The following is a 15,025-nucleotide window of genomic DNA, read 5'->3' on the forward strand; positions in this document are numbered from 1 at the left end:
GTATTAATGATGACAAACCAACCGCCACCGACGCAGCCCGCGCCGGTGGCGGTGCGGTTTGGGGGTTCTTGAATGTCTGCGACTGAAGTCGATTTCTACGAGCTGCTGGGCGTCTCGCGCGATGCGGACGGCGCCACGGTGAAAAGCGCCTATCGCAAGATGGCTATGAAGTATCACCCGGATCGCAATCCAGGCGATGCCGAGGCCGAGGCCCGGTTCAAGGCGTGCAGCGCTGCCTACGAAGTATTGAAAGACCCGCAAAAGCGTGCGGCCTATGATCGGTACGGCCACGAAGCCTTCCAGCAGGGCATGGGCGGTGGCGGCGGCCATCCCGGCGCTGACTTTGGCGACATCGGCGATATCTTCGAAACGATTTTCGGCAGTGCCTTCGGCGGCGGCGCATCAGGCCGCGCTCGCCCGCGTCGCGGCGCGGACCTGCGCTATGACATGCAGGTTTCACTGGAGGAAGCTTTCCACGGTAAAAGCACCGAGATCACCGTGGAAGTCGCAGCAACCTGCGATACCTGTGAGGGTTCTGGGGCCGAGCCCGGCACTGGCAAGCGCCGCTGCGAACTGTGCCACGGCCATGGCAAGGTGCGCGCGCAGCAGGGTTTGTTCGTGATCGAACGTCCGTGCCCCAACTGCAGCGGTCGCGGGGAAGTGCTGGAACAGCACTGTCATTCCTGCCGCGGCGAGGGCCGGGTGGACCAGGAACAGGTGCTCGAAGTCGAGGTTCCGCCCGGTGTCGATAACGGCACCCGCATCCGCCTGTCGGGCAGAGGCGAGGCAGGACCGATGGGTGCACCGGCGGGCGACCTCTATATCTTTGTTCACATCAAGGAACACGCCGTCTTTGCCCGCGAGGGCACGTCGCTGTTCACCCGCGTTCCGGTGAGTTTCACAGTGGCCGCATTGGGCGATACCATTGAAATCCCGGGTCTCGACGGCGAGACGCACAGCATCGAGATCCCGGCGGGAATCCAGTCTGGCAAGCAGTTGCGCAAGAGAGGCGCGGGCATGCCTGTTCTGCAAGGGCGCGGGCGGGGCGACATGGTCGTGGAGGTGATGGTAGAAACACCCACCAAACTTTCCAGTCGCCAGAAGGAATTGCTGCGCGAATTCCGTGAGACCGAGACTGGCGACGAATGCCCGGAAAGCCGCGGCTTCTTCAACAAGCTGAAAGATGCTCTCGGTGGGTGAAAGGGCAGGGCGCGTCGCTGCGGCGGCGGGCCTGCTGGCCATCCTGCAGGGATGCGCCACTTCTCCTAAGGCCGACCAGAACGGCTGCGAATTCGATTACGCCGCTATCCAGGCGCAAGAACTCACTCTGATCGAACAGGGCGAGCGTATCGCGGCCACCGTTCCGGATAGCGATCGTACGCAGGCAGATCTCGCCCTGCTGCAAGAAAGCTCTGCAATGCTCGACAGCCGTGATCGCGTGGTCGACCCGCTCGATGTTTCGATCATCGAAAGCGCGCGTGCCATGCTGGTCTCCGAAGATATGTGGAACCGGCAGGACGATCGGAACTGCGACCGTGCCCAGCCGCGCATCAGCCTGTTTTGCGCGCTGCGTTTTGCGTCAGTCGATGTCACGGGCACTTACAACCATCGGCGGGCGGCCCTGCAGGAGGCAAGGATCGCCGTGCAGGACGCGGTGCATGACCGCGATTACGCACACCGCTTGCGCGACTTCAACAACGATCCCAACACGACGATTGCCGATGTGTGGGGGGTGCTGGACACGGCCCACGCGCGGGTCAACTATCGCCTCTGGCAGCAGCGGGCCTGCATGTTCACCCCTCAGACTGTCCGTACCAATTCCTAACCCAGCTTTGCGGCAATCTCCTGCCGCAACGCAGCCAGCAACGCCGCGCTACAGTTGTCGCGGGCTTCTTCCTCGTCGCAGATGGCGAGGAAGGCTTCCCGCTTGACGGCAAGGCATTCGGCCTGGTCATACCCGCCAGGAACCGTGGAACAGACCAGGTCGATCATCCGCTCGGCTCCGTGCAGGCGGCCCCAGAGGTAATCGTTTTCCCGATAGGTCCGGCTGAAAAATGCACCGAAGTTGAAGAACTCGGTGCCGCGCAGCGTGGCCGCCGTGCCCCCTTCGCGAATTGCCGTCGCATCTTCCGGGCTGATGCGATCCACTTTCACCGGATCGAATTCGGTCAGCCCCTCGTTGCGCAGCAGGGGCAGGGTGGCGACGTCGTAAAACGGGAAACCGAGGTAAGCGAGAAGGACCCGCCGCCGCAGGTCCCTGGGCATTGCGTCCAGCGCCTCGCACAGCGCCTCCTCCGCCGCCTCGTCCGCCGAACGCAGGGCGCGCCTCTCGGCCAATTCGCTGAGGAAAAGGCCGGGGTTTTCCATCACGTCGGCGGCAATGCCCTCGAAATCGGGGCCGAGGTTGCCGTGATCTTCCTTGGCGAAATAGAGCGTCAGTGCGGAATAGACCGCGCTCCTTGCGTCCTCCAGCCCTTCGTCGGCGATGTCCGGATCGAGCTCCCAGTCGCGTGACAGGCGCCGCGCCAGCAAGCGCAGGCGGCGGATGCGAAAGGCAAGGTCATGGTCGCGAAAGAATGCGATCGCAGCCGAGCTGGCACCGATGCCCGTTTCCGCGCTGAGACTGCCGAGTTCGTGCGCGTCGATCTCCTGCCGCAAGCGCTCGGCAATTTCCGGCACGCTCGGCATGTCGGGGGTGTTGGCCGCACGCCGCGCAAGGTCGGCGAGGCGATCGAGGATGCCGCCCAGTTTGGCCTGGGCGTAGGAATGGAATGCGTAGCCTGCCTTCTCGGCGGCGGCCTGCTGCGCGCGGCTGCGCCAGTTCGCCAGGCGCTTGCGGTTGGGCCGGTCGAGAAACAGCGTGCGCCCGAACAGCTTGTCTACCGCCGCTTCCACCTCGGGGCGAAGCGCGGCCACCATCCTGCGCAATTTCTCCGCCTCGCGCGTCTGCTTCTCAAGCACCTCCAGGTTGTCACGGATGGGCTGCTCGCGCGGGATTGCGGACAGCGAACCCGCTATGGCGGCAAAGAACCCCACGGGTTTCACGGCATCGCCCGCTTCGACACGCGCATGCTTGGGCGACGGATCGATATATACGAAGCGCCGATCAACCTCGCGTTGGGCGGGCCGCACGGTGAGGGCGGCGATAGCCCCTTCGAACGGAGCGTTGTTGAGAACCGATCCATCCACCAGCGAGACATGGTCGACAGTGCCGCGATCCACATGCGTGGGCATCACGCGGCGCAGGAAAAGGTCGCGGCCCTCCCAGTCGTCTCCGCATACCTCGTCGATCTCCGCAAGACGCAGCGGAGGGAAAGCGCCCGGAAAGCTGGCCGTCGCGCGCGCTGCCAGTGTCAACTCGCACAGCTGCGCCAGGTTTTCCCCGCCGACAGTCGGCGTGTTTGCGCGAAAGCGGATGGGCATGCGGTGCTCAGCCTCTTCCACCCTTGGCGGACTATTGAGCCGAAGGGTTTCCAGCCTGCCGCGAAAATCGGTCGCAGTAACCAGCAGGTCCAACGGATGGCGCGTCGGCAGCAGTGGTGCCTCTGCCGGAGTATCGCCCATGGCCTGCAAGGCGTTGTGCAACAGGTGCGAGAAACCCTCGCCGGAAAAGGGCGGCTCGAACCAACGCCCGCGCACCAGGCTGGAGATCTTCTGCCGCACCTCGTTGCGGGTTTCCGCCGCCACGGTTTCGGTCACCGTGTTCCCAGGTGCGCGGGTAAGGTACCAGACTATGGGCCGCATGTAGACGCGCGCCGCCGGCGACCACGGTCTCGCCTCCGGTTCGACCAGCCTTTCGACATCGGCATTCTTCAGCCAGAGTTCGGTAAGGGGCTCCAGGCTGTGGCCGGAATGAATGGCCTGTGCGAGAAACACGGCATTGATGCCGCCGGCGCTGGCGCCCGTGATGATATCGGGCAGCACACGCAGGCGAAGAGTGCGCTCTTTCTGGATCTGGCGCAGCAGCGAGAGATAGACCGCCTCTACGCCCGAGGCCTGCTCCTCCTCCGCTGCATGAAAGGCACGGCTGGCACGCGCCAGTTTCCACACTTCCTTGGTGACGCCGTGCATGTAAACCGCCAGGCTGACACCCCCGTAACAAACCAGCGCAATCCTGAGTTCTTTCTGCCGCATTGGCCCCTAGATGGCAGAAGCGAAAGCCGGTTACCAGATCGGTGTTCTGCGCGCTTGCGTTCCGCTTTCGTTCCGGTTAGCTACCATCCCATGGCAAAGCCCAAGAAGCGTTACGTCTGCACGGAATGTGGCAGCTTGTCCCATCGCTGGCAGGGGCAGTGCCCCGACTGCTCGCAGTGGAATTCGCTGGTAGAAGAGGCGCCTGACACGAAGTTTACCGCAAAGCACGATCTTTCGAGCGGGGGCAGGGCGATCGTCTTCGAAGCGCTGGATGAGCCGACTAAGCCGCTGACCCGTCAATCCACCGGCATCGCCGAATTCGACCGTGCTTTGGGTGGCGGGCTGGTACCGGGGGGCGCCATCCTGATGGGCGGTGAACCGGGGATCGGCAAGTCCACCCTATTGCTACAGGCAGCGGCGAAAATTGCGCAGAAGGGCGGGAGCGTCGTCTATGTGAGCGGGGAAGAGGCGACCGGCCAGGTGCGAATGCGGGCGGCACGATTGGGGTTGTCGCAGGCGCCGTTGAAGCTGGCGGCTGCAACGTCGGTACGCGATATCCTCACCACGCTTGGCCAGGACGAGCCACCGGAGCTTCTCGTGGTCGATTCGATCCAGACCATGCATTCCGACATGATCGAGGGTGCGCCCGGCACGGTCAGCCAGGTGCGCGCCAGCGCGTTCGAGCTGATTCGCTTTGCCAAGGAACGCGGCACCGCCCTGGTTCTGGTCGGCCACGTGACCAAGGACGGCAACATCGCCGGGCCGCGTGTGCTGGAACACATGGTGGATACGGTGATGAGCTTCGAGGGGGAGCGCAGTCACCAGTACCGGATCCTGCGCTGTCTGAAGAATCGCTTCGGTGCAGTCGACGAGATCGGCGTATTTGCGATGGAAGGGCACGGGCTGGACGAGGTGGGCAATCCCTCTTCCCTGTTCCTGTCCGGCAGGGACGAACCGATTGCTGGCGCGGCGGTTTTCCCCGCGCTGGAAGGGACGCGCCCCGTGCTGGTGGAAATCCAGGCGCTGATCGTGCGGTTGCAATCGGGTGCTACGCCCCGGCGCGCGGTCGTGGGGTGGGACAGCGGACGGCTGGCCATGCTGCTGGCAGTGCTGGAATCGCGGTGCGGGCTCAGTTTCTCCACCGCCGAGGTCTACCTGAACGTGGCAGGAGGATACCGCCTTACGGACCCGGCTGCCGATGTTGCTGTTGCCGCGGCACTGGTTAGCGCGCTGGCAGACAAGCCTCTGCCCGCCGATGCAGTGTGGTTCGGCGAACTCGCTCTTTCGGGCGAGGTCCGGCCGGTTGCGCACGGCAGCGTGCGGCAGAAGGAAGCGGCGAAGCTCGGCTTCAAGACTGCTTTCGGTCCGGGAGACGGCGGGCAGAACGTGGCAGGTTTGCGATATACGGATGTTCGCGCCGCAGCCTCTCTCGTTGACCGGATTATGGCATCGGCATAAGTCGTTCAGCGGATGACGGGATTTGATCTTATCGTGCTGCTGATCGTCGGGGTCGGCGCCATCGGAGGGTTCCTGCGCGGTTTCGTGCAGGAAGTCCTGTCCATTGCTGCCTGGATTCTGGCGATCCTCGCGATTCATTTCATGCACACCGACCTGACGGCGGCGATCCTTGAATTCATGGGTTCGCCGATCACCGCCTCCATCCTGGCGTTCGCGCTGCTGCTGCTGATCCCCTACGCCGGGATGAAACTGATCGCCCGCATCGCCGGGCGCTCGACCCGCAAATCGGTGCTCGGCCCGATTGACCGCGTTCTGGGTTTCGGCTTCGGCGCGCTGAAGGGGGTGATCATCGTTGTGATCGGGTTCTCCCTGCTGGTGCTGGGATACGATACCGTCTGGGGCAGCAAAGGCAGGCCGCTCTGGATTGCGGAGGCCCGCACCTACCAGCTCGTGGATGCCGGATCGCGGGCCATGGTCCAGATCATCGCCGAACGCCGTGCACGCCTGCAGGTTGATGATACGGAATGAGTGCCGAACGGCTTTACACTCCGCAAATGCTGGCCGCCGCTGTAGAACTTGCCGGGTTTCCCCCGCTCGAAGACGCGCAGTTCGTCGGCTCCGCACGCTCGGCCGCCTGTGGATCGACACTCGAGATGGACCTTTCGCTCGATGATACCGGACATATCACCAGACTTGGCATGAAAGTGCGCGCGTGCGCCGTTGGCCAGGCCGCGGCCGCGATTTTCGCGCGCCACGCCGTGGGCAAAGGGCGCGACGAGATGACGGCCGCGCTGGAAGCCCTCACTGCCTGGCTTGAAAACGACGGATCGCAGCCAGACTGGCCAGACGTGACCCTGATCGCCCCCGCGAAGGACTATGCCGGTCGTCATGGGGCAATGCTGCTGCCGTGGAAGGCGGCCGTGGCGGCCCTTTCCACCGCTGCCGAGGCGGGCTAACGCTCGCATCGACGGATTACGGGGGACAACATGGCGACGGCAGCTGCAACCACCCATCACGAACCCAGCGCCAAGGAAATCCGACTGGTCATCGCCGCGAGTTCGGCGGGCACGGTTTTCGAGTGGTACGATTTCTTCATCTACGGCACGCTCGCCGCGCTGATCGGTGCAGCCTTCTTTCCCAGCGATAACGAGACGCTGCAGATACTGCTGGTTTGGGCAGGCTTTGCCGTCGGTTTCGGGTTTCGCCCGCTGGGTGCGATCCTGTTCGGGTTCCTGGGGGACAAGCTGGGCCGGAAATACACATTCCTCGTAACGGTAACGCTGATGGGCGTTGCGACAGCGGGTGTCGGCCTGATCCCGACAGCGGCCACCATCGGCATCGCCGCACCCATCATCGTCATCCTGTTCCGCATCCTGCAGGGACTGGCCCTTGGCGGCGAATACGGCGGCGCCGCGATCTACGTGGCCGAACATGCTCCGCCTGAGAAGCGCGGCTTCTACACCAGTTTCATCCAGGCCAGCGTCGTGGGCGGGTTCGTTCTCTCGATCATCGTCGTGCTCGCCTGCCGGGCGCTGATACCACCGGACGAGTTCGTGGAGTGGGGATGGCGCGTGCCCTTCCTGCTTTCCCTGATCCTGCTCGCCATTTCGCTGTGGATGCGCTTCAAACTGTCGGAAAGCCCGGTTTTCCAGGCAATGAAGGAAGCGGGCGAGACGGCGGGGAATCCGTTCATCGAAAGCTTCACTTACCCCGGCAACAAGAAGCGCATTTTCGTTGCCCTGTTCGGCATCACGGGCGTCCTGACTACCATCTGGTACACCGCCTTCTTCTCCAGCCTGTCTTTCCTGCGCGGGCCGATGCGCATGGAAGAGGGGCTCGTCGAACTGGTCATGCTGATATCGGGCGGAATCGCGATGAGCTTTTACATCGTAGTTGGCCGCTGGTCCGACAGGGTTGGCCGCAAGAAGCCGATCATTGTCGGCGCACTGCTGACGCTGGTGCTGATCTTTCCGCTGTTCTGGGGGATGGGCCAACTGGCAAACCCCGGCCTTCATCGCATGGCGCAGAACGCGCCTGTGCTGGTAAACGGCGCGGATTGCAGCTTCGACCCGTTCGCGGAAGTGCAGGCGACCGGCTGTGGCCGCGTGTTGCAGGATCTTACCGCACTGGGCGTTCCCTACGATCTGCGCGGCGAATGGGACGAACAGACCATCGACATCGGTGAATCCAGCATCGAATACGGCAACCTGTCAGACGAAAACCGCCGGAGCGAGATCCAGTCGGCGCTCGAAAACCAGGGATACGATTTCTCTGTCCAGACGCCGCCGCTGCCCAATGTCCTTGGCATTATCGCACTGCTGCTCTGCTTCGGCGTGCTGTCCGCGCTCACCTACGGCTCGGTCGCAGCATTGCTGGCCGAGATGTTTCCACCGCAAATCCGCTATTCCTCGCTCTCCATTCCCTACCACATCGGCGCGGGCTATCTTGGCGGCTTCCTGCCCCTGATTGCCGGTTACATCCAGGCGCGCAGCGGCGATGTCTACGCCGGGCTCTGGTACACCTGGGCCGTGGTCGCTTTCGGCGCCGTCGTCGCCTGGTGGGGTATCAAGGGCGGCCCTCCGCGCGAATTTTCCGATGAACATTCCTGAACCGCCTCCTGCCACTCTCCGCCTGCGGATCGATGCCGACGCGCTGGCCGATAACTGGCGCACTCTCGACCGCTTGTCGGGACAGGCGAGGGCCGGGGCGGCGGTGAAGGCCGACGGCTATGGCCTCGGTATCGACACTGTCATGCCGACCCTGCTCGGTGCTGGCGCGAGGCAGTTCTTCGTCGCCCACTGGAGCGAAGTGCCCGGTGTGCTGGAACACACCAGCGGCGCAAAGATCGCCGTGCTGCACGGTGTGAGCAGCGCGCAGGACGCCGCCTTCGCGCGCGCCTGCGGCGTCCTGCCGGTCATCAATTCGCTGCACCAAGCCCGCATCTGGCATGAAAGCGGCGGGGGACCGTGCCACCTGATGGTGGACAGCGGGATGAACCGGCTGGGGCTGGAGCCGGGCAAGCTGGGCGACCCGGCGATTGGCGCGCTGCAGGTTCACACGCTGCTGTCGCATCTCGCTTCGGCGGACGAGGACAGCGATCAGAACCCGGCGCAGCTTGCCATCTTCCGGCAGGCAGTATCGCAAGTCTCCGCGCGCGAGCTCAGTCTGGCCAACAGCGCCGGTATCGCCCTTGGCGCGGATTACCATTTCGACCTGACGCGGCCCGGCCTTGCTCTTTACGGCGGCGTCCCGCGCGAAGAACTGGCAACGTCCATCAGGCAGGTGGTGTCGGTCGAGGCGGCCGTTCTGCAGGTCAGGGACCTGCAGGCGGGCGACCTGGTCGGCTACAATGCGATCTACCGTGCGCCGCGGCCCATGCGCGTAGCGACGATTTCAATCGGTTACGCCGATGGTATCCTGCGTTCGTGGGGCGAAGGCGGTGCGTTGCAGCATGGCGAATCGACGCTGCCGATCATTGGCCGCATCTCGATGGACATGATCATCGTCGACTGCGGCCAATCGGATGTGCGGGAAGGCGATTTCTGCTTACTTTCCTATGATTTGCCGCAGGCGTCGCAGATTTCGGGGCTTTCTCAATATGAGTTGCTCACCAACTTGGGGCAGCGCTTCGACCGGTCTGGCTAGTGGGAAATGATGGTAATTCCATGTTGCAGGTGCTAAGGCTGCCAAAACAAAAGCGCAGGAATACGCATTATGGCCGCCAAGAACACCGCTGATGGTGATACCATCATCATCAAGAAATACGCCAACCGTCGCCTCTACAATACCCAGTCCTCCAGCTACATCACGCTTGAGGACCTTGCGCGAATGGTGCGTACCGGTGTCGAATTCCAGGTTCTGGACGCCAAGACGGGCAGTGACATCACGCACGCGATCCTGACGCAGATCATCATGGAGGAAGAGGCGAACGGCGAACACATGCTGCCGGTAAGCTTCCTGCGCCAGCTGATCTCCATGTACGGCAATTCCATGCAGGCGATGATGCCGCCGTATCTGGAAGCGACGATGGCGAATTTCCAGTCGAACCAGAGCAAGCTGCAGGAAGCCTTCAAGACCAGCATGGGTCCGGATGCCTTCTCCAAGATGGCCGAACAGAACATGGCCATGTTCCAGGCGGCTGCCGGTGCGTTCATGCCCAAGACCGGCGCATCTGCCGCGCCGACGCCTGCCGCGTCGCAGTCGGACGATATCGGCGCGCTCAAGGCCCAGATGGCCGCGATGCAGCGCAAGCTGGACGAACTGGACAGATAAGACAGACCGCTCAGGGCGGTCCCCGCGCACGCAAACCTCGACAGGGCGTCTGCACAGCGCCATGGGGGCGGACCTGTCCAACTGATAGTTCGAGATTCGCCGATGTCCGCCATTCGCCACGCCCTCAATACCAAGCGCGACGACGATTTCGCCGCCTGGTACCAGGAAGTCATCGCCGCTGCCGACATGGCAGAGGAATCGGGCGTGCGCGGCTGCATGATCATCAAGCCGTGGGGCTATGGCATCTGGGAGCGCATGCAGCGCCTGCTCGACGACCGGATCAAGGCGGCAGGCGTGCAGAACGCCTACTTCCCCCTCTTCATCCCCCTCAAGAATTTCGAGCGCGAGGCAGAGCATGTAGACGGCTTTGCCAAGGAAATGGCGGTCGTCACCCACCATCGCCTGATCGCCGACGGGGAAGGGGGCCTGATCCCCGATCCCGAGGCGAAGCTGGAAGAGCCGCTGGTGGTGCGGCCCACGTCCGAAACGATCATCGGCGACGCGATGAGCCGCTGGATCCAGTCATGGCGTGACCTGCCGCTGCGCCTGAACCAGTGGGCCAATGTGGTCCGCTGGGAAATGCGCACGCGCATGTTCCTGCGCACCAGCGAGTTCCTGTGGCAGGAAGGCCATTCCGCCCACGCCACCGCCGAAGAGGCGCAGGAAGAAACCATGATGGCGCTGGAAATGTACCGCGCCTTTGCCGAGGAAGACGTGGCTCTGCCCGTGATCGCGGGAGAGAAGCCGGAGAACGAGCGTTTCCCCGGCGCGGTGGAGACATGGTCGATCGAGGCCATGATGCAGGATGGCAAGGCGCTCCAGGCAGGCACCAGCCATTACCTCGGCACCAATTTCGCCCATGCCGCGAACATCAAGTACCAGAGCGATGCCGGGCGAGAGACGCTGGCGCATACCGTCAGCTGGGGCGTGTCGACGCGCATGGTGGGTGGCCTCATCATGGTGCACGGCGATGACGACGGCTTGCGCGTTCCCCCCGCGCTGGCGCCCTTCCAGGTCGTGATTTTGCCCATGCTGCGCGACAAGCCGGAAGACGAGGCGCTGCTCGCCTATTGCGACACCTTGCGTGCTGCAATCTCGGGTCAATCCGCCCTGGGCGAGCCTGTGCGCGTGCTGCTGGACAATCGCCCTGGCAAGGCAGCGGCCAAGCGCTGGGATTGGGTGCGCAAGGGTGCGCCCGTCATCATCGAGGTCGGCGGCCGCGACATGGAGAACGGCGTTGTCAGCCTGCTGCGCCGCGATGCGCTGTGGAATACCGAAAGCGGCAAGCCCGCCTTCCAGAATCCCGACCGCGACCTTTGCGCGCAAACGATTCCGACGATCCTTGCCGACATGCAGAACGGCCTGCTGGTCGAGGCGCGCGAACGCCGTGAAGCCAACATCCGGCGCGACGTGTCCGACATAGATACCCTTGCCGAGCACTTCAGCCGTGAGGCCAAGTACCCGGGCTGGGTGGAAGTGCAGTGGGCCAAGCCCACCGGAGAGGCACTGGAAAAGGTGGTCGAGCGCCTGAAGGAGCTTCGTCTCACGCTGCGCAACGTGCCGATGCACGCGCCGCCCGCAGACGGCCCCTGCATCTTTACTGGCGAACCCGCGGTGGAGCGGGTCTTCGTCGCGCGCGCCTACTAGTTATCGGGAAGGGCGAGGCCGGACGGCCTCACTCTTCCGGCAATCCCCGCTCCAGGTCTTCGCGGAAAGCGTCGAACGAAATCTCGCGCCCGACGAAATCCTTCACGAGCTCGGCTGCCGGTTTCGTGCCGCCAGGTTCCAGTACCAGCCGCCGATAGTCGTTCGCCGTCTCGGGATTGGTCAGCCCTTCGGCAAGGAACCGGCTGAACATGTCCGCAGCGATCACGCGAGACCAGCCATAGGTGTAATAGGCCGCGCCATAGCCATCGAGGTGGCCGAATGCCGCCTGCATTTCGGAGGTCGGGGAGATCGGCACCAGCGAATAGGCCTGCTGCCATTCGCGGGCCGCCTCGCCCAGGTCATCGGGAATGGGCTGGGTGTAGAAGTTATACGAAGTCGCGGTCAGCCCGAGCTGGCGCATCTCCATCATGCCCTGGTTGAAATGCCGTACCGCGTTCATCCGCTCCACCAGGTCGCGCGGAATAGTCTCACCCTCGGCATTCACGGCGAAGCCCGCCAGCGTGTCGTAGTCGTAGACCCAGTTTTCCAGGATCTGCGACGGAGCTTCGATAAAGTCCCACTCCACTGCGGCCATGCTGGCCCCGGCAAGCGCGTTGCGGCTGCCGAAGATGAAGTGCAGCACGTGACCGAATTCGTGCAGGAAGGTGGTCACCTGCCCGTGCTCCATCAATCCTTCCGGCATGTTCTGCACCAGGGCTGCAACAGGCACCTCTCCGTCCGCCGGAGAGCCCGCGTAGAGCGGCACGACATTGGCGTGAGTGTACTTGCCGGGTCGCGGGTGGGAATCGAGGTAGAAGCGGCCGATCACCTCGCCATCCTCGACCAGTTCGTAGGCTCCCACGCTCTCGTGCCAGACGCGGGTATTCCACGGCCGCACTTCTACGCCGAAAAGCTGCTCGGTCAGGCCGAAGATGCCGTCGCGAACCCGGTCGTGCTCGAAATACTGGCGCGCTTCCTGCGGATCGTAGTTGTAGTTCGCCTGCTGCACCTTGGGCGAAAGCCAGGATAGCTGGTAGGATTCGATGCGTTCCGCACCGGGACGAAGCTGCTGCAACACTGCCAGCGCCTGGTCATAGTCCGCCTGGGCCACGGGGCGGGCCACCACGTTCGTCTGCTCGATCAGGTCTTCCACCTTGTCGGTGGTGTCGAGCATGCGATTGGCGAATTGCAGGGCGGCGTAATTCTCGAAACCCGTCAGCTTCGCCAGTTCATCGCGAAGGGTGAAGATCTGCTTCAGCACTGCGTCGTTTTCCGGCCAGGCGCGCTGGCCATACAGTTCGGAATACCGGCGCCGCAGGTCGTCGCTTTCGGCATAGGTCATCACCGGGAAATAGTCCGGCGTCGCGGTGGTGAGCGTGATCATGCCGTTTGCGCCGACTTCACGTGCGTCGATATAGTCCTGCGGCAGCCCGGCCAGTTCTTCGGGCGACACCTCGATGGTGCTCGTATCCTCGGCAATGTTGCGGGCAAATTCGGTGCTGAGCGTGGCCAGCTCGTCATTGATTTCCTGCACCCGGGCGCGCTGTTCATCGTTCAGTGCTACGCCGGAACGGCGGAAGGCATCCATCGTATTGCCGTAGAAGCGCTGGATCACCGGGTCGGCCTCGCTCACGTCCAGTGTGGCGAGCCGATCGTAGATCGGGCGAGACAGGCTGATCTCGCTGGAAAGGCCGGCCAGCCGCGCCGCGCAGGCACCGCCCGCGTTGCGCTGCTCCGGTGTCAGCAGGACCTGCTGGTAGAGGCCGGCTTCGGACGTTGCGGAAAACAGCAGGGCGGAGATATCGTCGAACCGTTCCAGCGTGTTGGCAACGGTAGCCGCATCGGCATCCCCCAGCATGGCATCGCGGTAGAGATCGATCTGGCTGGCGTAGAAATCGCAGCGATCCTCGATCTGTTCGACCGAGGGATCGGTCATGACCGGGCCGAGCAGGCGATAGACGTCTGCGGCCTGTGCCGGGGTGGCAAGTGCGGTGGTGGCGAAGAGCGCCAGGGCGAACTTGTTCAACATGCGTATTTCCCCTTCTAGCCCGAACGTGCGGTGGCACATTGCTAGATCGAACTGGTTGCACCTGCAATCGCCCATCTTGCATTACGTTGCCGGATGGGCGACTTCTCGACAAATGCGCTATTTGATCCTGCCAGCGGCAATCATCGCCGCCTCCGCCCTGCCTGTCCTTGCTAACGATACCGATGGCGATCCTGCCGCGACGGTTTCCGCCGAGCGTTTGCAATCCGATGTCGAGACCATGGTCTCCTTCGGCACCCGCCATACGCTGTCGAGCCTCGACGATCCGGAACGCGGCATCGGCGCCGCGCTCGACTGGGGCCGGGCAGAGTTCGAGGAAGCCAGCGCGGCCTGCGGCGGATGTCTGGACGTCCAGTTCGTGGAGCGGGAGATGGAGGGGCGGCGCATTCCCGAGCCCGTGCTGATCCGCAACGCCGTGGCCATCCAGCGCGGAACCGAGCGTCCGAACGAGGTCGTCATCATCCAGGGACACATCGACAGCCGCGTGTCCGACGTGATGGATGCGACCAGCGATGCGCCCGGTGCGAACGATAACGCCAGCGGCAGCGCGCTGGTGCTGGAAGCCGCGCGGGCACTCAGCCAGCGCGAATATCCCACCACCATCGTCTATGCCCTCCTTATGGGCGAGGAGCAGGGGCTGTATGGGGGCAACTTGCTGGCGGACTACGCGACCGAGCAGGGGTGGACGGTAAAGGCCGTGCTGAACAACGATGTTGTGGGCGGATCGTGCGGCAGTGACGGCATTTGCGATGCAGAACACGTGCGCGTTTTCTCCGAAGCTGTGCGGGCCGATGCCGACGATGACACCCGCGCCGCCATGCGCAGCCGGGGCGGGGCGAACGACAGCCCCAGCCGCAACCTCTCGCGCTTCCTCGACCAACTGGCGGAGGCCAACCCCACGGGCCTCGACGTGCGCCAGACTTGGCGCAGCGACCGCATGGGCCGGGGCGGGGACCACCTGCCCTTCCTCGACCGCGGCTATCCCGCGATCCGCTTCTCCGTCGCCATCGAGGATTACGAGCACCAGCACCAGGACCTGCGCGTCGAGGACGGCGTGACCTACGGCGATACCGTGGACGAGATGGACTTCGATTTCCTCGCCGATGTTACGCGCCTGAACGTGCGCGCGGCAGACCTTCTGGCGCGCACGCCCATGCCGCCGGCGGTCACGGCCGATGGCATTGTGCGACCGGACGTGCTGCTGGAATGGGAGCCTGCGACCGGCGCAGTGCGTTACAACATCTGGCGCAGGCGGACCGACGAACGGGACTGGACCCTGCGCGAAACGGTGGACGCCGATACCAATTCCATCGTTCTTGCACCCGATCGCGGCGACGACTGGATCTTCGGCGTCAGCTCCGTCGCGGCGGACGGGGCGGAAAGCCCGGTCTCCAGCGCGGTGCCCGGCGGACAATTCTATCCGCTACCCGTCGACAGCGGGGAGTAGCGCCCCCATATGCAGGGGCA

The 15,025-nt window shown here is 63.8% G+C and carries 12 protein-coding genes; 10 read left to right on the plus strand and 2 right to left on the minus strand.

Features of this window, described 5'->3' with window-relative positions; genetic code table 11:
* The first annotated feature begins 72 nt into the window (after window positions 1-72).
* Window positions 73-1,200 (plus strand): molecular chaperone DnaJ, encoded by a 1,128-nt coding sequence (dnaJ, locus tag D2V07_RS00830; RefSeq protein ID WP_119584134.1) that lies wholly within the window; start codon window positions 73-75, stop codon window positions 1,198-1,200.
* The gene (locus D2V07_RS00835) at window positions 1,193-1,825 is read left to right on the plus strand and encodes a DUF6197 family protein (protein ID WP_147366876.1); all 633 of its coding nucleotides are present in this window, start codon (window positions 1,193-1,195) and stop codon (window positions 1,823-1,825) included. Before dnaJ ends, D2V07_RS00835 begins: the two co-directional genes overlap by 8 nt.
* Here D2V07_RS00835 and D2V07_RS00840 read toward each other — a convergent pair.
* Window positions 1,822-4,134 carry a patatin-like protein gene (locus D2V07_RS00840; protein ID WP_119584136.1) on the minus strand — a complete coding sequence of 771 codons (2,313 nt, stop codon included), beginning with the start codon at window positions 4,132-4,134 and terminating at the stop codon, window positions 1,822-1,824. The two genes, D2V07_RS00835 and D2V07_RS00840, sit on opposite strands and share 4 nt — an antisense overlap.
* Window positions 4,135-4,224: 90 nt before the next feature.
* Between D2V07_RS00840 and radA the strand changes: the two genes are divergently transcribed.
* From radA to D2V07_RS00875, 7 genes are all read left to right on the plus strand, one after another.
* Window positions 4,225-5,592, plus strand: coding sequence for a DNA repair protein RadA (radA, locus tag D2V07_RS00845; RefSeq protein WP_119584137.1), 1,368 nt, complete (start codon window positions 4,225-4,227; stop codon window positions 5,590-5,592).
* Between the two features lie 12 nt (window positions 5,593-5,604).
* A complete protein-coding gene (locus tag D2V07_RS00850; protein WP_119584138.1) occupies window positions 5,605-6,120 on the plus strand; it encodes a CvpA family protein in 516 nt (171 codons plus the stop codon).
* Window positions 6,117-6,548 (plus strand): iron-sulfur cluster assembly scaffold protein, encoded by a 432-nt coding sequence (locus tag D2V07_RS00855; RefSeq protein ID WP_199698700.1) that lies wholly within the window; start codon window positions 6,117-6,119, stop codon window positions 6,546-6,548. Before D2V07_RS00850 ends, D2V07_RS00855 begins: the two co-directional genes overlap by 4 nt.
* A 30-nt stretch (window positions 6,549-6,578) precedes the next feature.
* Window positions 6,579-8,201: an MFS transporter gene (locus D2V07_RS00860; protein WP_119584140.1), complete on the plus strand. Its 1,623-nt coding sequence runs from the start codon at window positions 6,579-6,581 to the stop codon at window positions 8,199-8,201.
* Window positions 8,188-9,237: an alanine racemase gene (alr, locus tag D2V07_RS00865; RefSeq protein WP_119584141.1), complete on the plus strand. Its 1,050-nt coding sequence runs from the start codon at window positions 8,188-8,190 to the stop codon at window positions 9,235-9,237. The genes D2V07_RS00860 and alr overlap by 14 nt, the downstream gene beginning before the upstream one ends.
* 69 nt (window positions 9,238-9,306) lie before the next feature.
* The gene (phaR, locus tag D2V07_RS00870) at window positions 9,307-9,864 is read left to right on the plus strand and encodes a polyhydroxyalkanoate synthesis repressor PhaR (protein ID WP_119584142.1); all 558 of its coding nucleotides are present in this window, start codon (window positions 9,307-9,309) and stop codon (window positions 9,862-9,864) included.
* Between the two features lie 102 nt (window positions 9,865-9,966).
* Window positions 9,967-11,511, plus strand: a complete 1,545-nt coding sequence (locus tag D2V07_RS00875; protein WP_119584143.1) for an aminoacyl--tRNA ligase-related protein — start codon at window positions 9,967-9,969, stop codon at window positions 11,509-11,511.
* A 28-nt stretch (window positions 11,512-11,539) separates the two neighbouring features.
* On the opposite strand, the gene D2V07_RS00880 is transcribed toward D2V07_RS00875, so the two are convergent.
* Window positions 11,540-13,540 carry a M3 family metallopeptidase gene (locus D2V07_RS00880; protein WP_158586742.1) on the minus strand — a complete coding sequence of 667 codons (2,001 nt, stop codon included), beginning with the start codon at window positions 13,538-13,540 and terminating at the stop codon, window positions 11,540-11,542.
* Window positions 13,541-13,652: 112 nt separating this feature from the next.
* On the opposite strand from D2V07_RS00880, the gene D2V07_RS00885 reads away from it, so the two are divergent.
* Window positions 13,653-15,005, plus strand: a complete 1,353-nt coding sequence (locus tag D2V07_RS00885; protein WP_119584145.1) for a M28 family peptidase — start codon at window positions 13,653-13,655, stop codon at window positions 15,003-15,005.
* Window positions 15,006-15,025 lie beyond the last annotated feature (20 nt).

The sequence above is a fragment of the Aurantiacibacter zhengii genome, from assembly GCF_003584125.1.
GTDB classification, from domain to species: Bacteria; Pseudomonadota; Alphaproteobacteria; order Sphingomonadales; family Sphingomonadaceae; genus Alteraurantiacibacter; species Alteraurantiacibacter zhengii.